Origin of the sequence: Halorubrum sp. ARQ200, from assembly GCF_005435115.1 — an archaeon.
In the GTDB taxonomy this organism is placed as follows: domain Archaea; phylum Halobacteriota; class Halobacteria; order Halobacteriales; family Haloferacaceae; genus Halorubrum; species Halorubrum tropicale.
Genome location: NZ_SGTZ01000003.1, coordinates 114,225 through 135,071 on the forward strand (window position 1 = coordinate 114,225; position 20,847 = coordinate 135,071).

Below are 20,847 nucleotides of genomic sequence, written 5' to 3' on the forward strand. Positions count from 1 at the left end.
CACTGTCCCCAAGATATATTTCCGTAAGGCGCGCTACCGCCGACAGTGACTGATCTGCTCTCGCTTTCGGCACTCCGAACTCAGTTCAGAACCGAACGGGGCGCCGTCAAGGCCGTCGACGGCATCGACCTCTCAATAGAACACGGCGAGACTGTCGGTCTCGTGGGCGAGTCCGGCTCGGGCAAGAGCGTCACCGCCCTCTCGGCGATGGACCTCGTCGACGATCCCGGCGAGATAGCCGGCGGCCGGATCACCCTCGCGGACGCGTCGCTTGCCACCTCCCTCCTTGACGAGTTCGACGACGCGTACGTCCCGTACCCGTCCGGACTGATCGATGCGGTGGCGGCCGTGAGCAGTGATCTCCGCGCCGGACGGCGCGTCTCCGACACGGCGGCGGAGCTTCGGGGGATGGCCGACGACCTCGCGGACGAAGCGGACCCCGCCGACCTCGCGAGCGATCTTGAGGCCGCTGCCGGTCGCCTCGCGGACGACACCGACCCGACGGTCGTCGGAGAGGACCTCGAGGCGGCGCTCGCAGCCGCCGTTGACGGCTTCGTCTTCCTCGACGCGGATGCACGCGAGCAGATCCGCGGCGGTGCGAAGCCGACCGATGTCGATATCCATGAGGGGATCGTCGATGTGACGGCAGCTCCCGAGGCGGCCGTCCGTCGCGTTCGCGGGGGCGAGATGGGAATGATATTCCAGGACCCGATGACCTCGCTCAACCCGGCGGTCACCGTGGGCGAACAGATCGCCGAGTCACTGCGCCTCCATCGGTACGGCGGTCAGAAGACGGACTCGTGGACCAACGGAATCCGAGAGATACTCCCGAAGATCGGAGGTCGAGACAGCGACGACGAGGTGATGGACGAGGTCGTCAGAATGCTTCAGGCGGTCGGCATTCCGGAAGCGAAACAGCGCGTCGACGACTACCCGCACGAGTTTTCCGGTGGGATGCGCCAGCGCGTGCTCGTCGCTATCGCGCTCGCCTGCCGGCCGAACCTCCTCACCGCTGACGAGCCGACCACCGCGCTCGACGTGACGATCCAGGCGCAGATCCTCGACTTGATCGACGACCTACAGGCGGAGTTCGGGATGTCCGTCCTGATGATCACCCACGACCTTGGCGTCGTGGCCGAGACCTGTGACCGCGTGGCCGTGATGTACGCCGGCGAGATTGTTGAGGAAGGCCCCGTTGAGGAAATCTTCGCGAACCCTGCCCACCCCTACACGTACACTCTGCTGGAGTCGATCCCCACCGAGGAAAAGGAGCGGCTGACGCCGATCGAGGGGAACGTCCCCGATCTGATCGACATGCCCGACGGGTGTCACTTCGCACCCCGCTGCCCGTGGGCCGAGCCACAGTGCCGCGAGGGTGAGATCCCGTACCTCCAGCACGGCCCGGATGAGGTCGATCACCGGTCGAAGTGCGTCCACGAAACGTTCGACAAGACCGCGTACGGGAGCGACGGCGTCGAGGCCGGCGCGAGGTCCGCCATCGGCGATCCGATCGTTGAGGTCCGCGGAATGAAAAAGTACTACCAGCAGGAGGACGGCGCGCTCGACCGGGTGTTCGGCGGCGGCGACCCAAGCGTGAAGGCCGTCGACGGGATCGACCTCGACGTCCGCGAGCGGGAGACGCTGGGGCTCGTCGGCGAGTCCGGCTGTGGGAAGTCCACGGCTGGGCGGGCGATCCTCCACTTGGACCCGCCGACCGACGGGACGGTGGTGTTCGCTGGAGAGGACCTCGGGTCGCTCTCGAAATCGGACCTCCGCAAGCGTCGGAAGGACATGCAGATGGTGTTCCAAGACCCGATGTCGAGTCTCGACCCGCGGATGACCGCCGGCCAGACGATAATGGAGCCGCTGAAGATCCACGATCTCGCCGAGGGGCGTCGACGCGAGCGCGTCTTCGAACTGATGGACGCGGTCGGGCTGGAGCGTGGGCAGTTCGGCCGCTATCCCCACGAGCTCTCTGGCGGCCAGCGCCAGCGGGTCGGCATCGCCCGGGCGCTGGCGGTAGACCCCGACTTTATCGTCGCCGACGAGCCGGTGTCCGCGCTCGACGTCTCCGTCCAGGCGCAGATCATCAACCTCTTAGAGGACTTACAAGAAGAGTTCGGTCTCACCTTCCTGTTTATCGCGCACGACCTGAGCGTTGTCCGACACATCTCCGATCGGGTGGCCGTGATGTACCTCGGCGAGATTGTCGAAGTCGCCGAGACGGACGAGCTGTTCGAGACGCCGAAACACCCCTACACCAAGGCCCTCCTGTCCGCGATTCCGGAACCGGACCCCCTCGCCGACACCGACGACAGAACGATCCTCAAGGGTGACGTTCCGTCCCCAATCGACCCGCCCTCGGGATGTCGGTTCCGGACCCGGTGCCCGTCGGTCATCCCCCCGGACGACCTCAATATCGACCAAGGGCGCTACCGGGAGGTAATGTTCTACCGACAGCGCTTGGAGTCCGGCGATATTGACCTCGACGCTATCGAGTCCGAGGTCCGGATCGAGGACGAGTCGGCACCGACCGCCGTCGCGGACGGCGGCGAGCATCCGAAGCTCTTCGAGTACTTCTTCGACGGGCCGCTCTCGGGAGAGGCTCGGTCGGCCGTGGCCGAGTCCTTCGAACTCCTCAAGGAGGACCGGTGGGACGAGGCCGAGGCGACGCTCCGCGAGACGTTCGAGAGCGTCTGCGAGCGGGAGGACCCTCAGATCGACGAGAGCGGCCATCCCGCGGCGTGTCACCTCTACGATGAGCGCCCCGACGGCGCGTAGCCGCCCGACCGTTCCGCCGAGGCCCCGTCTCGGGGGGTCGTCCTGTCGCTCCACCAGAATTATTTAGCTAGCCGATATACTGCTCGCCGTATGTCGTCAGATACCACAGACACTTCACGACGCGGTTTCCTACAACGAGCGGGTGGCGCGACGGTCGCGACCGCGTCCGTCGTCTCCCTTGCCGGCTGCGGCAGTGACGGCGGCGACGGCAGCGACGGCAGCGACGGTAGTAACGGCAGTGACGGTAGTGATGGCAGCGACGGCGGCGACGGCGGCGACGACACGACCAGCCTCCGCTACGGCCGCGGCGCCCACTCCAGCACCCTCGACCCGCAGAATACGACCAGCGGTGAGGTCGCGAAGGTCACCAACCAGGCGTACGAGGGGTTGATCGCCTTCCAGCCGGGCGAGGCGTCGCTCACCGAATCGCTCGCCACCGACTGGTCGCTTGACGGCGATTCGGTGACCCTCACGCTGCGAGAGGGTGTGAGCTTCCACGACGGGTCGGAGTTCACCGCTGACGACTTCATCGCCACGTATCGGCGGTTTGTCGACGACGACTACGAGTACCACTTCGAGGACGCCTCCGTTTACGGTCCGTTTACCCTCGGCAACTGGATCGACAGCATCGAGGCGCCAAGCGACTACGAGCTTTCGATCACTCTCACCCAGACGTACGCGCCGTTCCTCCGCAACCTCGCGATGTTCGCGGCGGTCGTCATCTCGCAGGACGCCATCGAGGGCGACGCGGACCTCGGGGAGGAGATGGTCGGGACCGGCCCGTTCCAGTTGGAGACCCTCGATGACGCCAACAACCGGATCCGGCTCACCGCCTTCGACGACTACTGGGGCGAGAGTCCGAACGTCGACGAGGTGCTGTTCCTCACCCGCGGCCAGAACTCCACGCGCGCCCAGGCACTCGTCGAGGAGGAATTAGACATCATCGACGGACTCGACCCCGACAGCATGCAGATCATCGACGGGTCCGACACCGCCGAGAGCCGGACGGCGACCGGGATCAACATCGGGTACATGGCGTTCAACCTCTCGCGCGTTGAGGCGTTCCGCGACCGTCGGGTCCGCCGCGCGATCAGCTATGCCATCGACACGCAGGCGATCGTCGAGAACATCTACTCGGGGATCGCCACGCAGGCCGACCAGCCCATCCCGCCTGCGCTGTTCGGCCACAACGACGACATCAGTCCTTACGAGTACGACCCCGATCAGGCCCAGAGCCTCCTCGACGAGGCAGGCTACGGCGACGGGTTCTCGTTCTCGCTGACCACGTTCCAGAACCCCCGCGGGTACAACCCGGCACCGCTCCCGACCGCCCAGACGATCCGGTCGAACCTCTCGGAGGTCGGCATTGAGGTCTCGATCGACGACCGGCAGTTCTCCGACTACCTCACATACACCAGTCAGGGGAACCACGACGCGACGCTCGCCGGCTGGTACACCGACAACGCCGACCCCGACAACTTCTGTTACGTCCTCCTACATCCGCAGACCGATGTGCCGGAGGAGCAGGATTGGGTCTCGTGGGACACGGAAGGGTTCAATACCTCGAACAACGCCGCGTGGGCTAACAGCGAGTACATGAGCGTCGTCGAAGAGGCTCAACGGACCACGAACCAAGAAGACCGCGCGGAGCTGTACCGGGAGGCCGCCCAGATCGCCCACGACGAGGCACCGTGGGTGTTCATCGACTACGCCGACGAGGTCCGCGGCGTCTCCAACCGCGTGAGCAACTACACCGTCGCCGCGATCGGCGGCCCGTACCTCGAAGCGGTCGAGCTCGAGTAGTCGACACCGAGCACAGATTTTTTGACCGTCCCGCGCGCCCGTTTCCCTGAATGGTCTCCAAACGTTTCGTATTGAAACGGCTGCTTATGCTGTTTCCCGTGCTGTTCGGGGTCGCGACGGTGGTGTTCGCTATTCTCCACCTCTCGCCCGGCGATCCCGCCGTGGTCATCGCCGGCGAACGAGCGAGCCAGGAGTTCGTCAACCAGGTCCGCGCCGACTTGGGGCTCGACGACCCGCTCTGGCAGCAGTACGTTCGCTTCCTCGGCGAGGTCGCGACGTTCGACTTCGGTCAGTCGTATCAGGTGAACCGCGGCGTAGCGGTGAGCCAGATCCTTACCGATCGGCTCCCGATCACGATCGAACTCGCGCTGCTTGGCCAGTTCGCCGGTCTCTTGTTCGGACTTCCGCTGGGGATCCTCAGCGCGGTCAAGCAGGACACGTGGACCGACCACCTCACTCGCATCGGTGCCTTGAGCGGAATCAGCGTCCCAATCTACTGGAGCGGTCCGCTACTCATTCTGCTCTTCGCGCAGTTCCTCGGACTCCTCCCGACCAGCGGTCGGATCGGCTCCGAGTACTTCGTTGAGCCGGTCACAGGGCTCATCCTCGTTGACACGCTGCTAGCGGGGAACATCGCGGCGTTCCAGTCCGCGGCCGTTCATCTGCTCTTGCCCGTGGTGGTGCTCGGCATCTATCAGATGGCGTTGCTCTCGCGGATGATGCGCTCATCGATGGTGGAAGTGCTCCGCCAAGATTACATGCGGACCGCTCGGGCGAAGGGGCAGGGATCGAAGATCACCGTAATGAAACACGGGCTTCGAAACGCCTTCATCCCCGTCATCACCGTGATCGGTATCCAGTTCGGATCGCTGCTCGGGGGTGCGGTGCTCACCGAAACCGTCTTCGAGATCAACGGTATCGGAACGCTCCTCGTCGACGCGATCAACCGTAGCGACTACCCCGTCGTCCAAGGAACAGTCCTCGTTTTTGCTGTGTTGTACACGCTGGTCAACCTGGGCGTTGACCTCACGTACTCGGTCCTCGATCCCCGTATCGAACAATGAGCACGGAGACACAGACAGAAACCGTCGACCGAAGCATCGCCGAGCGGCTGCGCGCGAGTCCGTTTCTCTCGCAGCTCCTCTCGAACCGACTCGCGATCACCGGGATCGTAATCATCGTGGCCGTCGTCTTGATCGCGGTCTACGCGCGTTTCACCTACAATCTTAGCGAACTCATGGCGACTCAGTTCGGGACGAATCCCGCTGAGTCCCCGCCCAGCTCGGAGTACCTCTTTGGAACGGACGGGCAGGCTCGCGACATCTTCCCGCGCGTGATGTACGGGGCTTGGTACGCGGTCCTCTACGGTACTGTCACCGTCATCGCTTCGACGTTCCTCGGAGTGAGTCTCGGAATCGTTGCGGCGTACTACGGCGATCTGACCGACAACGTCATCATGCGGACGATGGACGTCCTGTTGTCGTTCCCGTCGCTACTGTTGGCACTCGCGCTCGTCACCATCTTCCCGGAAGAGTTGGGGCTGTGGCGAGCTGTCGGGGCGCTGACGCTGGTCTACACCCCTCGGTTCGCCCGCGTCGTCCGCGGAGCCGCACTAAAGGTACTCGAAGACGAGTACACAGATGCTACGAAAGCGCTCGGCGCGACGGACCCGCGGCTGCTCGTTCGCCACGTCCTCCCGAACTGCCTTGCGCCGATAACGGTCCAGTCGACGCTCAACTACGGGCTTGCGATCATCGATATCGCCGCGCTGTCGTTCCTCGGATTCGGCGCCAGCCCGGGGGAGCCGACGTGGGGGATGATGCTCTCGAACGGCGTCGAGTTTGGGTTGTTCTCCGGGGCGTGGTGGTGGTCCTTCTTCCCTGGTCTGCTGCTCGCGCTGACGGTGCTCGGGTTCAACCTCCTCGGTGACGGAATGCGCGACGCGCTCGACCCTCGGATGCGAGAGACCGTTGACTGACCGCGACGGACGGCCGTCTGGACTAACGGTCGCACGGTGGGTCGGCATCGGCAGCCTCCTCGGGGTCGTCGTCGCGGGCGCGCTCTTCCCGTTCGCCGGGGCGCGGCGAGCGACCGACACCTCGTTCGCGCTCGGTGTGCTTCTGTTCGGCTTCGGCGTCGCGACGTGGGGCGGCGCGGTCGGGTTCGGCGACTCAATGTCAGCGGTTCAGAGCCATCTCGGCGGCGAGTCCGGATGGAGCCGTGAGGGCGCCCGACAGGCATTCGCCGTATTGACTTGGGTCGGCGCCGGCTGGGCGGGGACCGCAGTCGCGGCGTCGATACTGTTCGTCGGTCTGTGAACGCGACCTACTCCGACATCCCGTCTCGACGGGACTGATCCGCTGTCGGGAGAGGCCACGAGTACCCTCAGATCACAGCGATTCGATCGGATGTATACATACTGAATGTGCCCCGACCGGTTAGCCCGACTTCCGTCCCGCCGCTTCTCGCGAACCGTCACCGGCTTTCGTCCGGCTCTCCGGCCAGCGCCTCGTCACGGAGCTCGCGGCAGCGCTCGCCCGCGACCTCCAGCTCCGGGACGGGCGTCGGGTTGCCGTCGGCGTCGACGGCGACGAACACGAAGTACGACTCCGTGGTGAGCTCGCGCTCGCCCATGCGCGGGGACTCGCGATACGCGCGGATCCGCGTCCGGAGGCTCGTGCGTCCGACCGCGTACACGTACGACTCGATGACGCAGGTGTCGCCCTGCGGGACGGGCCGCTTGAAGTCCAGTCCGTCGATGTTGGCCGTGACGCAGGTTTCGCCCGCGGCGCGCATTGCGGACATCGCGCCGATCTCGTCCATCCACTTGACGACGTTGCCCCCGTGCGCCGAGGCGTAGTTGTTCGTGTGAGTGGGCTGGACGCGCTGGCGGTTCTCGATGTACGTGTCGCTGACGCTTGGCATACCGTCCTGTGGCGCGGCCCGGTGAAAAGCCCGGCCCCGGCCCCGACCGCCGGCGGCCCGCGCCCGCCGTCCGGAGCGATTCCGACGCTACTTCCGCAGTTCCCAGACCTGGATACCGTCTCCGTCCGCAAGCGGTTCGCCGTCGAATCCCCCTTGGACCGACCACTGATCGAACGGCGACTGACGCGCCAGCAACTCGACCTGTTGGGGCGGAAGATGCGAGAGGGCGAACTCGTCGCAGGCGACGACTTCCCCGTCGGCGTCGAGGAGCTCCTGCTCCGTGCGATAGGTCTGGGACACCTGATCGGCGATGTCGGCTCGGGAACGGCCTCTCAGCGTCGTCCCCTCGTATTCGACCTCGCGAACCGCCTGCCACTCGCCGAACGACTCGGCGATGACGTCGTACCGGGGGACGTACACGTCGAACAGGAGTCGGCCGCCGGCCTCGAGCACGTCGTGAAACGCCTCGAGGGCAGCGAGCTGGTCGTCGACCCGTTGGAGGTTGCACATCGAGTTGTAGGGAACCAGCGCCAAGGCGTACGACCGATCCGCGTCGACAGCCCGCAGATCGGCTTCCCACACTGTCGGCGTCAGACCCTCGCTGGCGGCCTTCTCCCGGAGGATATCCAGCATTGCCGGCGAGATGTCGAATCCGTCGGCGTCGACGCCGTTGCGAAGGAGTTCGAGGTAGAGCCGTCCGGTTCCGCAGGCCCCCTCCAGTACCGGCCCGGCAGCGCTCGCGGCCGCATCGAGATAGAACGACTCGTCGCCGATGTCCCCGTGGTCGTGCGTCGCCTCGTAGAACGCGGCTAACTCCTCGGAAAATCGGTTCCCTTCGGCCATACCGACGAACAACAGCATGAGACGGAAAAATCCCACTGAAACTGTGGGTTATTTTGTTGACACGAACCCCGGCGCACAGCCGTCCGCGCTCCTCGGCTCCTGCCGGGCGTTCCGGAGGCCCCCGACGCCGACACTCGCGACGATTATCGCGCCCGGTAATTGCGCCTTTACTCCTAAGTACGCCGGTTCTATCGGTTCGCGTATCGAATGTTCAACGTAATTACCGCGCGCTACGGCCGACGGGTCGGGGCGGCCGTCCTCGGGACGCTCGCCGTGACGCTCGGGTTCGTCGCGCTCTTCGCGGCCCACGTCTCGGCGACGGGGACGGCGGAGGCGGCGACCGCCTCCCTGGTCGGGGTCGGCATCATCGTCACGCTGAACCTCGGCCTGCTGGGCATCGTGTTGATCGGAAACGTTGCGGTCGAGCTGCGGCGCCTGACCGAGACCGCGGAGGCGGTCGGCCGCGGCGAGTTCGACGCCAGCGCCACCTCCGACCGCGGCGACGAGATCGGGCGGCTCTTCGAGGCGTTCGACGAGACGCGGCGGTCGCTCCGGGACGCAGTCGCCGAGTCCGAGCGGGCCCAGTCCGAGGCGGAGGCGGCCCGCGAGGAGGCCGAGGAGCTGTCCGACACCCTCCTGACGCGCGCTGAGGAGATCGGCGGCGCCATGGAAGACGCCGCCGAGGGCGACCTCACGCGGCGGCTCGACGCCGACAGCGATGTCGACGCGATCGAGCGCATCACGGCCGCGTACAACGAGATGACGGGCGGGCTCTCGACGACGGTCGAGGACATCCAGGCGTTCGCGGGCGACGTGGAGGCCACGAGCGAGGAGATGGCCGCGGAGGCCGACGACGTGGCCGCGATGAACCAGGAGGTGGCCGCCGAGATGCGCGAGCTGGCCGACGAGCTGGACGCGCAGACCGAGCGGTTACGGGAGACGGCCAACGACACCGACGACTTCTCCGCGACCGTCGAGGAGATCGCCTCCACCACCGACGAGGTGGCCGGCGACGCGAGCGCCGCGGCGGAGCTGGGCGAGAAAGGCGAGGAGCGCGCGACCGAGGCGGTCGAAGCGATCGCGGCGATCGCCGACCTCCTTGAGGACCTCGACGACCTCGTCGCCGGGCTCGACGACCGGATGGACGGCGTCGCAGAGACGACCGACGTGATCGCCGACATCGCCGAGCAGACCAACATCCTCGCGCTGAACGCCTCGATCGAGGCGTCGCGGGCGGGCGGCGACGGCGACGGCTTCGCGGTCGTCGCCGACGAGGTGAAGGGGCTCGCCGAGGAGACCCGCGACTCCACCACGGAGATCGAGGCGACCATCGGCGAGGTGACCGACGACGTGTCGGCGGTCGCCGGCGAGATGGACCGGACGATGACGGAGCTCGACGAGACGACCGCGGCGGTCGAGGCCGCGGGCGAGGCGATCGAGGAGCTGACGGGGACCGTCGAGGACGTCGATGTCGCGATGGGCGACATCGCGCGGGCGACCGACGAGGGCGCCGAGGGGATCGAGTCGGTCGCGGCGCGCGTCGAGGCCGTCCACGGCTCCGCCACCGACGCCGCCGACCGCGCGCGGACGCTGGCAGAGACCGCCGACGACACGGCCGAGACGGTCGGCGACCTCGCGGAGACGGCGACCGCGCTCTCCGAGCGGACCGCCTCGCTCACCGAGCGGCTCGACCAGTTCGAGACGCGGGCCGAGGGCGCGGCGCCGAGCGCGACCCCCGCCGGCGCGTCCGGGTCGGCGACAGACCGCGGAACGGCGACCGAGGTCGGGACGGTGGCGGACGGCGGAACGGCGACGGACGGTGGAATGGCGACGAACGGCGAGACGACGGACGCCGCCGGCGACGCGGAGACGCCACCGAACGGCGCCGCCGGCGACGCGGGGGTGACCCGATGATCGAGCCGTCGACGGTGCGGTTCGTCTCCGCGAGCGTCTACGCCATCTCCGCGCTCGTGTTGTTGGGCCTGGCGCGCCGCAAGCCTGCGGCGCTGCGGCGCTACTGTTACCCGTTCGTCGCGGTCGTCGCGATCGCGGGCGTCGGCGTCGGGCTGTGGGGCGCCGGGGTCGGGACGTTCGCGGTCGCGAGCGGGACGCTGGAGGGCGGCCAGCTCCTCACCGACTACGTCGCCTACCCGTTCCTGTTCGGGTTCGCGGCGTTCGTCTCGGGAGCAGGCCAGCGCTACGTGGTCGGCGTGACCGCGCTCACCGTGACGATGCGGCTCGGCTACGACTTCGCGGAGGTGTTTGAGGGTCCGCTCGCGCTGGCCGGCACCGCAGCGATCCTCGTCGGGTACCTCGTCCTCCTCGGCGTGTTCTTCGGCCCGCTCTCGACGGCGGCCGCGCGGCAGCCGCCCGCCCGCGAGCTGTTCTTCAAGAAGACGCGGAACCTCTCGCTGTTCGCGTTCGGCGTGTTGATCGCGTGGGCGATGGTCAGCATCGCCGGCCTGCTCGATACGTTCACCGCGGCGGTCACGCTGGAGTACCTCGATCTGCTGCTCCGCGTCGGCTTCGCCGGCTTCGTGTTCGCGAACGTCGAGACGCTGGCGGCGGAGACGGAGTCCAGGGGGGACGCTGGAACTGATACCGGTGAGTCGGCGCCTCACACGGTGCCGGGAGCAGGCGTCGACTGAGGTGACGGGACCCGCAGTTCATAGAGAGTGATTCTTAAAAGATCGCCAACAAGATTAACGAGAGCGGATGCGTGGCTAGTGGATAACAATATTATAATTGCATGATAGTCAAAGACAACACGCTTAGGAGTGTGCATACTGACACGATTCGACAATATACAGTACTCAATAGCTCAAAGCACGTAAACAAGTCAGTGCGCTTAGTTTGGTCGCGTTAAGTCTGGCGTGGCGACGAAGATTTAACATTTTTTGTACACAATTAGAATAGATGACTGAATTATTAGCGTTCCAACAGGATATTTTGTACATACGCCCTTATGAAGTACATTGTTGGTGAGAACACTCCGGATTGATGAATTCGGTAGATCGATTCTTTTACCCTGTTTTATTCCCGTTCTGGTGAGTCCAGACACCGTGTAGAACTACGACAAGATCGCCCGACAGCTCGACACCAACAATGTTCTACGCAAGAGCGTAGGCTTTTTTCGGTACTGGGTATCACAGACCCGCATGAAGTCCACACGAAAGGCGCTTCGCGACGATGACATATTTAAAGACACCTACGAGCGCCTCAACTGTGTAGACTGTGAGAAGGTCCTGAAGACAACAACCGATTCAGAAGCTGTGTTTGATATTCGGACGTGTCCAGAATGTGGCACCGAGTACAAAGACCTTCGCTGACAAATGCTGGCGCTGTGAGTGGTGGTAATGCGGGAAACTGCATGGGAGCTCTCCGCTTTGGGACCCCCAAGGACACACCGTACGGCGATCGGTTGTGTATTATTTTCACAGCGTATTTTTTGGTAATATCTGGTTAAATCTTCTCATACCATTAGGCCGACTGGGCTGGTGTAACCCGTATGAGCATCCGAACCGCACTCACCATCGTGTGGCTTGGATCCCGGGATGGAATACACATTGAGTGTCGCCACTGCGGGACCACGTTGGAACGGCCGCGTTGTGACCAATCTCTCCGGTTATTTGTGGTATCTCTTTGAGCAAGTCGATCGTCATACGGTACGATGAATCGAGGTAAATTCGCAGACAGTGAAGCGAAACGAGTGCATAGTCGGCGAATCCGCCGCCACCGTCCGGGGCGGCAGATTCGCCTCCATCGCCAGTAACTCTTTGAGCAACCGGTACAACTTCCTCGATGAAGCAGAAGATTTGGGTGATGAACAACTGAAGCCTCCCGCTTCAACTCCTTTGATTTAGCGGCCCACCTCGCTGCTGTATGGCGATTCAACATAGCCGTTGAGTCGGCACTGATCAACGCCATTGTCGACGGGCTGTTTGTGGAGTGATCGAGGCGCAACGCTGCTGTCCGATCAGACTCCTAGCTTCAGTTGACACTCTCTTGTGAATGCTGTGTTAAGAGGGTGATTCTCGCACGCTCCTCACACAATAGGCTCCGCTCAGTCGAGTGCTAGGCGGGTACTCCCGACCCGGGTAACAGACCGCGCCGGGAGACCTTAGCCACACATGTCTTCAACACCGTGTGGCCTCACACACAGCCGTGGACTGCTCAGGCCTACTGCTGTGGATCGCAACCAGCACACCTAGTTGAGTTTGTCAGGATAAAAAACCTCCGAGAGGAGGTAATTGAACCCACGTCGGTTTGAGCTGTCTACCGGTGAAACGGTGGAACTCAGGCCTCCACCCCTTTGCCTTTCGATGAGTCAAGCTCTCCACGGGTTAAGCCGCTCGCTATCGCCTTGCTTACCTCTTAAGCGACATATGCCCATCTCCCCCGCGACCGCCGCCCGGCTCCGCTCTGCTGTGGTGCGAATCGGAATACAGTTCCCACAACCTGCGGTACGTCGTATATGAGCCGGAAGGAGGCCGCCGAACCGGTGCTCTCGCGGATGCCCGTCGTGGAGCGGCCCGCGGGGCACGTCCCGTTCAAGCGGAAGCTCACGTGGACGGCCGGCATCCTGATCGTCTATTTTTTCCTGACCAACTAGGGTGTCATAGAATATTTGCCACGACATTTATTTCGTGAACTCATAGTTGAATCAGCCGATAGGATATGCCTGCGTATCGAGCATCAATGGTCTGTGTGAGACGGTAGGTCTCCCGAAGCGTTTTGCATCTCGGTGAATTACCGGGAGATATGGCACGAGCTGATTCTGGGAATTCGGACCCTCCTGAACGGGAAATCCGCTTAGTGAAGAACCCAGATGGCCAGTGGACGGCTCGTGATCTCCGTGTCGGCGTGACTGCTCAAGGTAAAAGCCGGGACGTAGCACTTGACAATCTTGATGCCGTCATTGAGGCGGTAGAAGGCGATGGCGGGCGGCCTCCAACCGACGAGGAGATACGTGACCTCGGTGTTGATCCTGAAGTCGCTCAATCACAGAGCGATGAGCTTCCCGATGTCTTATAGTAGCAATGGTGACGCGGGACTTTTCGGGTGAAGACGTGTACAAAGTGCTGGAGCGACCTGAAAGGTGTTCACTCGAAGGTACTACAGAAGGTCGTGCAACGGCTGTACGACAACCTCTCGACACTACGAGGGCGCAAAGAGAACGGCTACCGCGTCGGGACGCTCAAGTGGAAGGCACCGGGCGAGTACCGCAGTTTCACCTACAGTCAATCCGGCTTCAAGTTCAAGAACACGGGCGGTCGGACGCGACTGTGGCTCTCAAAACTCGGAGAAATACCGCTCACCTTCCACCGCGACCTCCCCGACGACGCCGACATTAAGACCGTCACGGTCAAGCAAGAACCTACCGGGAAGTGGTACGCCATTCTCGGCATCGAGACGCCCGACGACCCGCCGGAGAAGCCGGAGAATCCCGAGAACTGCGTCGGCATCGACGTGGGGATTCTCAAGTACGCCCACGACACGGACGGAACCGCCGTCGAATCCCTTGACCTCTCCGACGAACGCGAACGTTTGGAACGCGCACAGCACGACCTCTCGCGGAAACAGCATGGGTCGGACAATTGGGAGAAACAGCGTCGGGTCGTGGCAGAACGCCACGCCGAGTTGAAGAACAAGCGCCGCGACTTCCTTCACAAGCTCTCGAACTACTACGCTCGGGAGTACGACTTCGTGGCTGTCGAGGACTTGGACGCAAAGGGGTTGGTCGAACTACCGGGCAACTCGCGGAACCGGGCAGGTGCGGCGTGGGGAACATTCCTGCGGATGCTCAAATACAAGTGCGAACGCGAAGGAACGTACTTCGTTGCTGTGAATCCGCGCGGAACGACGAAAGAGTGTGCGTCCTGCGGCGTTTCGACCGAGAAACCGTTGTGGGTGCGCGAACACTCCTGCCCGGCGTGTGGGTTCGAGGCTGACAGAGACGCGAACGCGGCGTTGAATATTCTTTCTCGCGGTGTGAAGAAGCGGTTAGGAGCGGGACGCTCCGAATTAACGCCTGTGGAGACTGCGCTCCCTGTGTCCTCGGTTGTGGATGCAAAGCGCGTCGTGAAAACAGGAAGCTCCACCCTCAAGCGCGAGGGCGTCAGCCCGAGCGGTAGGGTGGGGTAGTTCACCGGTGAGATACGGCCAGATGTTCGGTTCGGTGATCGCGCTCAGTCCTCGCGGAATGTAATCGTTCAGCGTCGAGAAATATCAACGCTTCCGCGAATATCGCACGACGGGTTGACCCGTGGGGAGAGAACGTTCCGCTTGACAAGGCGGAACGCGATGACTCGCCTCGGGATGGGAGCGGTAGTGACACCGCCATGACTCACCGTGAGACGAGCGTACCAGCGCAGATGACGCTCACGGCGTTCCAAGAGCCGAAACCCTCTACCAGCGACGACTGACTGGTATTCCCCATGCGTGAGAAGCTTCGCCGTTTACGTCGAGGAGGATGTCACACTGCGGGCTGTGTGCCTGTTTCCAGCGCCCGGTTCAGCACACTTCAACGTGGACCGGCTCATCTTCAGAGTACGCACCTGTCAGCGATGGTCAGCAGGCGAGTCAGCGCGAACGGCGTACTCGCATGAAGAGAACGGTAACGCCGTGTGTGCGTCGGTAGGTCGAAAGTACACCGTGTTCTCAGGGACGATATCTATACGCTCACGTTTATATTAGTCACTGAGACGACGTATGGTATGAAAGATATTTTACTCCAACACAGCCTCTGGATCGGGATTGTATTTGCTGGGGTGCTCGCTGTGGCTCTTGTGTCGAAAACAATTATGAGATCGGAACTAAGCACATCGCCGCCGTCGCACTACCGCAAAACGGCGCGCACAACGGTCAACCGTGTCCATGGCTATGACGACCTTACCGATCACCAGCAGGCGTTTCTCCGCGAGTGTGCTGCTGATTTTCTTCAACGCGGGTATGATCTCAACGCGCAGGTCGACCGGCTTGAGGTGACCACCTCAAACGGACCACGGGCGTGTCTCACAATCACTGAGGACGCCACAATCGAGATGCTGGCGTACGTCAAGCCGGACGGCTGGCAGCGGATCGACCCTGTCTCTGCTCCCGACACCGAGTCTACGCTCAAAGCAAAACAGAAGCGGCTTAATGAGCACCTTTAATTTCGTTCTGTTTCACAGCTATCCGCTGTCCGTCTGTGTCGCTTGTTCCGAAACGCAGCGGCAGTGTCGCTGGGACCGCCACAACCAGCCGCACAACACGCGAGATCACCTCTATCCGCTCCCGGACGCCGACACGACAGCCGCGGTCGACCGGAACTGCGCGACGGATCTCTCCCGCGTTGTCGAATGAACCGTGCTGCCATGGGTCGACGACCGGGTCGGCGCGCCGCGGGAGTCGGACACGCGGTAGTTCCGCGGTGACGCCACGAATCGTCCGACGTCGATGTCGCGCTCGGGTTCCCGGACGACCTGTCCCCGACAGAACGGTTCCGTCAACGGAACCGGATTGACGCGGACCTCCAGAGTCACGCGGACGCCTTCGTCGACGTAAGCGACATCGACAGTCTTCCGCTCCCGATCGCGCACGCCGCCCTCTAGGACGGGATTCAGGTGGTTGGAGACAACCGGGACCTCGAGACCTATCGCAAACGAGTTGAGGCCGAGTACGAGGGACCGCCACCGAGCGAGAGCGCGATCGCCGAGAGCTCGTCGATCGGCTCGCTCCTTTCGACTACATAATTCGCCAACACCCGAATTATATAGTCTCTTCCGCTACTAACGGGTATGCCTGCCGACGAGCCGGGCGATGAGTTCGGACTCGCAGAGCGGTTCAGCACGGACCTCGACGCCGAGCCCGCTGACGAGCGTGTGTACCAAGTCGCGCTCCAGCTGTACGACCCGGCGGGCATGTCGCAGATCGCGGAGCGTGCCGCCTGTGCGCCCGACACCGCGCGGCGACACCTCAAGCGGCTGGCCGACATCGGCGTCGTCGAACGCGTCTCGGCGTCGCCGCTCACCTTTGCCCGCAACGAGTCGTACTTCGAGTGGCGACTGCGAAACCGGCTCGAAGCCCTGTCGCGCGACGAGCTTCAGGAGCGGCTGGCCGAACTCACGGAGCGCGAGTCGGCGTTTCGCGAGCGCTTCGACGCGGAGTCGCCGACCGACGTGGACGCGTTCGACCACGCAAATTACGACGACATCGAGACGGTGTGGCTCGAACTAAGCGAGTGGCACACCGTCAGGGAACGGATCGACCGGCTGGAGGCGGTTCGCCGCGATCGCGGTTCAGAATCGTCTCGTGAGGAGAACGCCGCGTGACCGGGTTCGACCGCTCGCGGTCCGTTGACGAGGCGACGCTTCGCTACCTTGCCCGGGCGTTCGGCCGGCGATCCGAGGTACGCCAGACCTCGCTGTTCCCATCAAACAAGCCAGAGAGCCTTATCGTGACGCTTGACGCCGAGTACTGTCCCGAACTCGTCGACGGCGTCTCGCTCGAACTCCGCGCGTACACGAACGGCGACTTTCACGTATCATATCACGAGACGGGCGTCGGCGACCGGCAACGGTGCCGCTGGGACCGACACGACCAGCCGCACAACACGCGGGACTACTTCCATCCGCTCCCGGATGCGGCCACGGACGCTGCGGTCGACCGGGGCTACGCGACCGACCTCACGCGTGTCATCGAAGAGACTGTGTTGCCGTGGGTCGGCGAGCGGGTCGGCACGCTGTGGAAGGGGGGCACGATCTAATTATGTGGGGGATAATATTATCGCGTTCATAACGCTCTCAAGCGCGATATCAAAAGCACATATATCTGTGCCAGCAACATATATGTGTTCTTGGGACGAAGCGTAGCGTATGACAGACGAGCCACCGTCCGCTGACGGCCCCGACGAGTTCCCCACCGGGGCGGAGCTGCCGGACGAACCGCTAACAGCAGCCGACGTCGAACCGTTCGCCGTCGATGACGACGACTTCGAGGACGTCGACGAGTTCGCGGCCGCAGAGTGGAAACACGAGACCACTGCGGACGAGCGAATTCGCGCGGTGATCGACAGAACGACGACGCCGAAATCGGCGGGCGACATCGCAGCGACGGCGCTCGTCTCGGAGACGAAAGCCAGGACGGCGCTCAACAAGCTCGCCGAGGAGGGCATCGTCAGAAGTCAGCAGACGGGCTCCGGGAAGCTGTACGGCCGCGACCCGGAGTGGCATCTGCTTAAACAGATCCGGCGACTCGCCGGGAGCGACACGCTCGTCGACCAAATCCAGCGAATAAAACGGGAACTCGCGGCGTACGAAGCCGAATACGACGCGCCCGATCCGGAGGAGCTCTTGGTTTCGGACAGGGACCTTGATCAGGACGAACTCGACGATATCTCTCACTGGCGGACGGCGAAACGAGAACTCAGCCACCTCAGAGCGGCGTACCGCTTCAGAGAAGCAAAAGAGCGGGCGTCCACCGTGACCGAACCGGGAGACGGACGGACGGGGACGCAGACGACCTCCGCCGGCGATCGGCTCCCACTCGAGTAATGGGGCTGGGGAACGGTTCGCCGATCGATTCGGACGCGGTCGATGCGAGCGTGGAACAGGTGCGCCGACAACTCGACACGGGAGTCGTCGACATCCGATTCCGGTATCAGAAGGGCCACCAGTTCAAACAGCGGGACGGAGACGACGTCAGAGCGGCACGGGTCACCGTCGCCCCCGGTATCCACGAGCGGGGCGGGTACTTCGATATTCAGTGGTGGGAGAACGGAGACTACAAATACCACTATCGGGAGGACGGACTGGAGTTCAGATTCGGGCGGGAAGCGGCGAACGAAGCCACCCCGAAGCCTGTCCGGCATTTTCATCCGCCACGCGATCTCGACGCACATCGGCAGTCTCGTATCGGCGTTGAACGACCGCCCGAACTCGTCACGATCGCCGCGTTGAAGACGTGGTGGACGGCGGTCGAAAACGGTGACGAGAGCTTGGTGAACGCGCAGGACAGCTTGCTGTAGTCTCGGAACGCCTCCACAGCCGGTCGGCCTTCCCGGCCTATCCGTGTTGTCACCGATCACCAACCCACTCACTGTCAATCCGGGAGAGTGTTTTTTGTCGGCGTTCACCGATACCCCGCCATGGGTCTGTACGACGACGTGCTGGTCGCAGATGGCGTCAGACTGCCGAAGTTTCCGGCCGACGCCAGTCCGTCCGATATCGAGTGGCAGACGAAAGATATCGGCCGGCCAGCCATGCAAGCGTACAAGCTGACCGCAGACGGACGACTCCTGCGACGCGAGCGGGAGTTCCGTGAAAAAACGGCCGAGGAAAAGCAGACGGCGGCCGCCGATCACGGCTTCGACTCGTGGGAGGAGTACGTCTCGTATTGTGAGGACGCAGCCCCAGATGAGCGCATCCAACGTGGAATTGGTTTGGGAGCGCCGAACGCCCAGACCGTCGACGAGGAGTTTTGGCTCGACCACAATATGCACGGCAGCTTCGAGTTTCACGGGCGGAGCGACGACATCGAAGACGGATTCCACTGGTCGTACGAAGCACGGTTCACGCGTGGAGCCCTCGACGCGATCGTCTTTCTCGGCGAGCGAGGCGGCGGTCACCCCGATGACTACCGGCCCGACGCGCCTGTCCGCGTCGAGTTTTCGTGACGAGCCCAGCCGAACGTGGATTGCGAGGTCAGACATCGCGTCGGGCACGTCGTCGTCACTGAATGCGAGAACGTGCCGACGGCAAACACCACCTCCGGGTCGTTTCGTGGGGCTGGGCGTCGGCGCCGCAGACACCGTGACCGTGGGGCCCCCTCGAACTATTCCTCTCCCGGAGAATCAGTCCGTGTCGTGAAACACACGGTCCAGTCGCTCACGACGGCGGTTTCGATTCAGGAGGCGTGTCTACTCGTCGATCACCCAGGGGGCGCGTCGTCGACGGTCTCGGAGGTCGGCGTCGATACATCCGAGAGGAAATCAATGAGCACGGACGCGAGCGCCGGAACGAGCAGTCGGCGTAGTCCCCCGAATCAGCACGGTTTCACCGATACTGAGCGAAACACGGACCGACAGGTGTGCCACTCGTTCGGTGTCTGCCCCGAGAGCGCGGTCGCACAGCGCGTCCGAGATCCAAAACCACGCTCGCAAGCAGCGACACGCACGCTCTCGCTTCGGTGATGACCAAGCGTGAATCCGGGGCGTCGTCGGTGTCACGCTCCAAGACACCCGAAGCGGAACGTATCTCTCATTCCCGCGCGTAACAGGCGCTCGATCGGACGCGACAGCATATTTATGGGTGGTTCCGACGTAGTGGCTCGTATGTCCGGGCTCGGAGCGGACCTCGATGCCATCGCGGCCGCCGGCGGCTACGACGACACCGACGCCGTGGTCGAGGAGGCCGTCCGCGAGCTGTTGCGCCGGCGTCCGGAACTTCGGCTCTCGCTCGCGGTCGAGAAGTACCGCACCGGTGCGGTGAGTCTCAATCGGGGCGCTGAACTGGTCGGCGTCTCGATGGAGTCTTTCAAGCGCGAACTCACAGATCGGGGAATCGACCGGGAGGCCAGATTCCTGGACGAGTCCGCCCGCGAGGATCGCTTGGAAACATTTCTTGAATAGATCGACGGATGTCGCTTGCCTCGGGTCACTCGCCGGCCACCAAACGGGTTTGTCCCTCGCCGTACTGGTGGACGACATGGCGGGAGCGAACCACGGGGAACCGCCCGTCGAGGGCGTGGATGTGGCCGCGATCCGGCGGTATCTCGCGGCGACGGACGTCCGCTTTGCGGTTCTGTTCGGCTCGCGAGTCCGCGGCGACGCCCACGAATCGTCCGACGTCGACGTCGCCCTCCGGTTCCCGGACGACCTGTCTCCCACGGAGTGGTTCCGCCGACGGAACCGGATCGACGCGGACCTCCAGCGCCACGCGGACGCCTTCGTCGACGTGAGCGACATCGATGACCTTCCCCTCCCGATCGCGCGCGCCGCCCTCCGGGACGGAATTCGACTGGTCGGAGACGACCGGGACATCGACGCCTCTCGCGAACGGGTCGAGGCCGAGTACGAGGAGACCGCCACCGAGCGGGAGCGGGATCGTCGGGAGTTCGTCGATCGGCTCGCGACGGGAGAACTATAGATAGTCGACGCGGTTGTCGGAGGTGCTTGCTTCTACCCCGCCATACCGCTTGAACGGCGACAGTCCGACCTCCCACAAGACTACGGTATTACGAGGTGTATTACTAGACATGAGCAAGTACACGCGTATCACTGAGAAGGGCCAAGCGACGATCCCTCACGAGCTCCGCGAGAAGTACGATCTTGAGCCCGGTGACGAAGTCGTCTGGCTCGACACCGACGAAGGGATCGTGGTAAAGAAGCGCATCCGAACTGGGGGACGCGGGATGCTCGTTCCCGACGACACCCCGGTGGAGAAACGCGAAGAAATCGCCGAGGAGTTGGGCCAGCGTCTCCGTGATCGCCGCGACCGTAACTACGAGGACACCTGA

At 63.5% G+C, this 20,847-nt stretch carries 21 protein-coding genes and 3 pseudogenes; 21 read left to right on the forward strand and 3 right to left on the reverse strand.

Annotated elements, in window-relative coordinates:
* The first annotated feature begins 45 nt into the window (after positions 1-45).
* The 5 genes from EXE50_RS05955 to EXE50_RS05975 all read left to right on the forward strand — a co-directional run bounded on the left by EXE50_RS05955 (position 46) and on the right by EXE50_RS05975 (position 6,902).
* Positions 46-2,781, forward strand: coding sequence for an ABC transporter ATP-binding protein (locus tag EXE50_RS05955; protein WP_137704596.1), 2,736 nt, complete (start codon positions 46-48; stop codon positions 2,779-2,781).
* 90 nt (positions 2,782-2,871) lie between these two features.
* A complete protein-coding gene (locus tag EXE50_RS05960) occupies positions 2,872-4,584 on the forward strand; it encodes an ABC transporter substrate-binding protein (protein ID WP_053772502.1) in 1,713 nt (570 codons plus the stop codon).
* Positions 4,585-4,634: 50 nt separating this feature from the next.
* Complete coding sequence (locus tag EXE50_RS05965) at positions 4,635-5,648, forward strand: ABC transporter permease (protein ID WP_053772503.1); 1,014 nt, start codon at positions 4,635-4,637, stop codon at positions 5,646-5,648.
* Positions 5,645-6,562 (forward strand): ABC transporter permease, encoded by a 918-nt coding sequence (locus tag EXE50_RS05970; RefSeq protein ID WP_053772504.1) that lies wholly within the window; start codon positions 5,645-5,647, stop codon positions 6,560-6,562. The genes EXE50_RS05965 and EXE50_RS05970 overlap by 4 nt, the downstream gene beginning before the upstream one ends.
* Complete coding sequence (locus tag EXE50_RS05975) at positions 6,555-6,902, forward strand: hypothetical protein (RefSeq protein WP_053772505.1); 348 nt, start codon at positions 6,555-6,557, stop codon at positions 6,900-6,902. The genes EXE50_RS05970 and EXE50_RS05975 overlap by 8 nt, the downstream gene beginning before the upstream one ends.
* A 157-nt stretch (positions 6,903-7,059) precedes the next feature.
* Here the strand turns inward: EXE50_RS05975 and EXE50_RS05980 are convergent, their stop codons facing one another.
* Together EXE50_RS05980 and EXE50_RS05985 are read right to left on the reverse strand one after the other, a co-directional pair.
* Positions 7,060-7,509 carry an acyl-CoA thioesterase gene (locus tag EXE50_RS05980; RefSeq protein ID WP_053772506.1) on the reverse strand — a complete coding sequence of 150 codons (450 nt, stop codon included), beginning with the start codon at positions 7,507-7,509 and terminating at the stop codon, positions 7,060-7,062.
* 87 nt (positions 7,510-7,596) lie between these two features.
* A complete protein-coding gene (locus EXE50_RS05985; RefSeq protein ID WP_053772564.1) occupies positions 7,597-8,352 on the reverse strand; it encodes a class I SAM-dependent methyltransferase in 756 nt (251 codons plus the stop codon).
* 207 nt (positions 8,353-8,559) lie between these two features.
* Here EXE50_RS05985 and EXE50_RS05990 point away from each other — a divergent pair, with 207 nt between their 5' ends.
* From EXE50_RS05990 to EXE50_RS17355, 3 genes are all read left to right on the forward strand, one after another.
* Positions 8,560-10,266, forward strand: a complete 1,707-nt coding sequence (locus tag EXE50_RS05990) for a methyl-accepting chemotaxis protein (RefSeq protein ID WP_053772507.1) — start codon at positions 8,560-8,562, stop codon at positions 10,264-10,266.
* Positions 10,263-11,000: a bacteriorhodopsin gene (locus tag EXE50_RS05995; RefSeq protein ID WP_053772508.1), complete on the forward strand. Its 738-nt coding sequence runs from the start codon at positions 10,263-10,265 to the stop codon at positions 10,998-11,000. The genes EXE50_RS05990 and EXE50_RS05995 overlap by 4 nt, the downstream gene beginning before the upstream one ends.
* A gap of 510 nt (positions 11,001-11,510) precedes the next feature.
* On the forward strand, positions 11,511-11,681 hold the full coding sequence (locus EXE50_RS17355) for an HVO_0758 family zinc finger protein (RefSeq protein ID WP_167551918.1): 171 nt from the start codon (positions 11,511-11,513) through the stop codon (positions 11,679-11,681).
* Between the two features lie 270 nt (positions 11,682-11,951).
* Here the strand turns inward: EXE50_RS17355 and EXE50_RS06000 are convergent.
* Positions 11,952-12,176 (reverse strand): annotated as a pseudogene (locus EXE50_RS06000) (IS5/IS1182 family transposase); the annotation flags it as partial.
* A 650-nt stretch (positions 12,177-12,826) separates the two neighbouring features.
* On the opposite strand from EXE50_RS06000, the gene EXE50_RS17120 reads away from it, so the two are divergent.
* The 13 genes and pseudogenes from EXE50_RS17120 to EXE50_RS06075 all read left to right on the forward strand — a co-directional run bounded on the left by EXE50_RS17120 (position 12,827) and on the right by EXE50_RS06075 (position 20,847).
* The gene (locus tag EXE50_RS17120) at positions 12,827-12,964 is read left to right on the forward strand and encodes a hypothetical protein (protein WP_158293652.1); all 138 of its coding nucleotides are present in this window, start codon (positions 12,827-12,829) and stop codon (positions 12,962-12,964) included.
* Between the two features lie 149 nt (positions 12,965-13,113).
* The gene (locus EXE50_RS06005) at positions 13,114-13,386 is read left to right on the forward strand and encodes a type II toxin-antitoxin system HicB family antitoxin (protein ID WP_137704597.1); all 273 of its coding nucleotides are present in this window, start codon (positions 13,114-13,116) and stop codon (positions 13,384-13,386) included.
* Positions 13,387-13,428: 42 nt separating this feature from the next.
* Positions 13,429-14,496, forward strand: a pseudogene (locus EXE50_RS06010) (RNA-guided endonuclease InsQ/TnpB family protein); the annotation flags it as partial.
* A gap of 80 nt (positions 14,497-14,576) precedes the next feature.
* Positions 14,577-14,777, forward strand: a pseudogene (locus EXE50_RS17650) (RNA-guided endonuclease TnpB family protein); the annotation flags it as partial.
* Between the two features lie 291 nt (positions 14,778-15,068).
* Positions 15,069-15,506 (forward strand): hypothetical protein, encoded by a 438-nt coding sequence (locus EXE50_RS06020; protein ID WP_137704598.1) that lies wholly within the window; start codon positions 15,069-15,071, stop codon positions 15,504-15,506.
* A gap of 624 nt (positions 15,507-16,130) precedes the next feature.
* Entirely contained in the window at positions 16,131-16,664 is a 534-nt protein-coding gene (locus tag EXE50_RS06035; protein ID WP_137704600.1) for an ArsR family transcriptional regulator, read from the forward strand.
* The gene (locus EXE50_RS06040) at positions 16,661-17,098 is read left to right on the forward strand and encodes a hypothetical protein (RefSeq protein ID WP_137704601.1); all 438 of its coding nucleotides are present in this window, start codon (positions 16,661-16,663) and stop codon (positions 17,096-17,098) included. The genes EXE50_RS06035 and EXE50_RS06040 overlap by 4 nt, the downstream gene beginning before the upstream one ends.
* A gap of 109 nt (positions 17,099-17,207) precedes the next feature.
* Positions 17,208-17,885, forward strand: a complete 678-nt coding sequence (locus EXE50_RS06045) for a winged helix-turn-helix domain-containing protein (protein WP_137704602.1) — start codon at positions 17,208-17,210, stop codon at positions 17,883-17,885.
* Positions 17,885-18,358 (forward strand): hypothetical protein, encoded by a 474-nt coding sequence (locus EXE50_RS06050; RefSeq protein ID WP_199241416.1) that lies wholly within the window; start codon positions 17,885-17,887, stop codon positions 18,356-18,358. The genes EXE50_RS06045 and EXE50_RS06050 overlap by 1 nt, the downstream gene beginning before the upstream one ends.
* A gap of 120 nt (positions 18,359-18,478) precedes the next feature.
* Entirely contained in the window at positions 18,479-19,006 is a 528-nt protein-coding gene (locus EXE50_RS06055) for a hypothetical protein (protein WP_137704603.1), read from the forward strand.
* Between the two features lie 657 nt (positions 19,007-19,663).
* Positions 19,664-19,960, forward strand: a complete 297-nt coding sequence (locus tag EXE50_RS06065) for a UPF0175 family protein (protein ID WP_137704605.1) — start codon at positions 19,664-19,666, stop codon at positions 19,958-19,960.
* A 76-nt stretch (positions 19,961-20,036) separates the two neighbouring features.
* Complete coding sequence (locus EXE50_RS06070) at positions 20,037-20,477, forward strand: nucleotidyltransferase family protein (protein WP_137704606.1); 441 nt, start codon at positions 20,037-20,039, stop codon at positions 20,475-20,477.
* A 109-nt stretch (positions 20,478-20,586) separates the two neighbouring features.
* The gene (locus tag EXE50_RS06075) at positions 20,587-20,847 is read left to right on the forward strand and encodes an AbrB/MazE/SpoVT family DNA-binding domain-containing protein (protein ID WP_137704607.1); all 261 of its coding nucleotides are present in this window, start codon (positions 20,587-20,589) and stop codon (positions 20,845-20,847) included.

What these genes read in the sequence shown, in the direction of transcription:
- EXE50_RS06020 (WP_137704598.1), top strand. Translation starts at nt 15,069, where the DNA reads ATGAAAGATATTTTACTCCAACACAGCCTCTGGATCGGGATTGTATTT.
- EXE50_RS05985 (WP_053772564.1), bottom strand. Translation starts at nt 8,352, where the DNA reads ATGGCCGAAGGGAACCGATTTTCCGAGGAGTTAGCCGCGTTCTACGAG.
- EXE50_RS06070 (WP_137704606.1), top strand. Translation starts at nt 20,037, where the DNA reads ATGGCGGGAGCGAACCACGGGGAACCGCCCGTCGAGGGCGTGGATGTG.
- EXE50_RS05970 (WP_053772504.1), top strand. Translation starts at nt 5,645, where the DNA reads ATGAGCACGGAGACACAGACAGAAACCGTCGACCGAAGCATCGCCGAG.
- EXE50_RS06035 (WP_137704600.1), top strand. Translation starts at nt 16,131, where the DNA reads ATGCCTGCCGACGAGCCGGGCGATGAGTTCGGACTCGCAGAGCGGTTC.
- EXE50_RS06005 (WP_137704597.1), top strand. Translation starts at nt 13,114, where the DNA reads ATGGCACGAGCTGATTCTGGGAATTCGGACCCTCCTGAACGGGAAATC.
- EXE50_RS05965 (WP_053772503.1), top strand. Translation starts at nt 4,635, where the DNA reads ATGGTCTCCAAACGTTTCGTATTGAAACGGCTGCTTATGCTGTTTCCC.
- EXE50_RS06055 (WP_137704603.1), top strand. Translation starts at nt 18,479, where the DNA reads ATGGGTCTGTACGACGACGTGCTGGTCGCAGATGGCGTCAGACTGCCG.
- EXE50_RS06050 (WP_199241416.1), top strand. Translation starts at nt 17,885, where the DNA reads ATGGGGCTGGGGAACGGTTCGCCGATCGATTCGGACGCGGTCGATGCG.
- EXE50_RS06065 (WP_137704605.1), top strand. Translation starts at nt 19,664, where the DNA reads ATGTCCGGGCTCGGAGCGGACCTCGATGCCATCGCGGCCGCCGGCGGC.
- EXE50_RS05980 (WP_053772506.1), bottom strand. Translation starts at nt 7,509, where the DNA reads ATGCCAAGCGTCAGCGACACGTACATCGAGAACCGCCAGCGCGTCCAG.
- EXE50_RS17355 (WP_167551918.1), top strand. Translation starts at nt 11,511, where the DNA reads ATGAAGTCCACACGAAAGGCGCTTCGCGACGATGACATATTTAAAGAC.
- EXE50_RS06045 (WP_137704602.1), top strand. Translation starts at nt 17,208, where the DNA reads ATGACAGACGAGCCACCGTCCGCTGACGGCCCCGACGAGTTCCCCACC.
- EXE50_RS17120 (WP_158293652.1), top strand. Translation starts at nt 12,827, where the DNA reads ATGAGCCGGAAGGAGGCCGCCGAACCGGTGCTCTCGCGGATGCCCGTC.
- EXE50_RS05960 (WP_053772502.1), top strand. Translation starts at nt 2,872, where the DNA reads ATGTCGTCAGATACCACAGACACTTCACGACGCGGTTTCCTACAACGA.
- EXE50_RS05990 (WP_053772507.1), top strand. Translation starts at nt 8,560, where the DNA reads ATGTTCAACGTAATTACCGCGCGCTACGGCCGACGGGTCGGGGCGGCC.
- EXE50_RS05995 (WP_053772508.1), top strand. Translation starts at nt 10,263, where the DNA reads ATGATCGAGCCGTCGACGGTGCGGTTCGTCTCCGCGAGCGTCTACGCC.
- EXE50_RS06075 (WP_137704607.1), top strand. Translation starts at nt 20,587, where the DNA reads ATGAGCAAGTACACGCGTATCACTGAGAAGGGCCAAGCGACGATCCCT.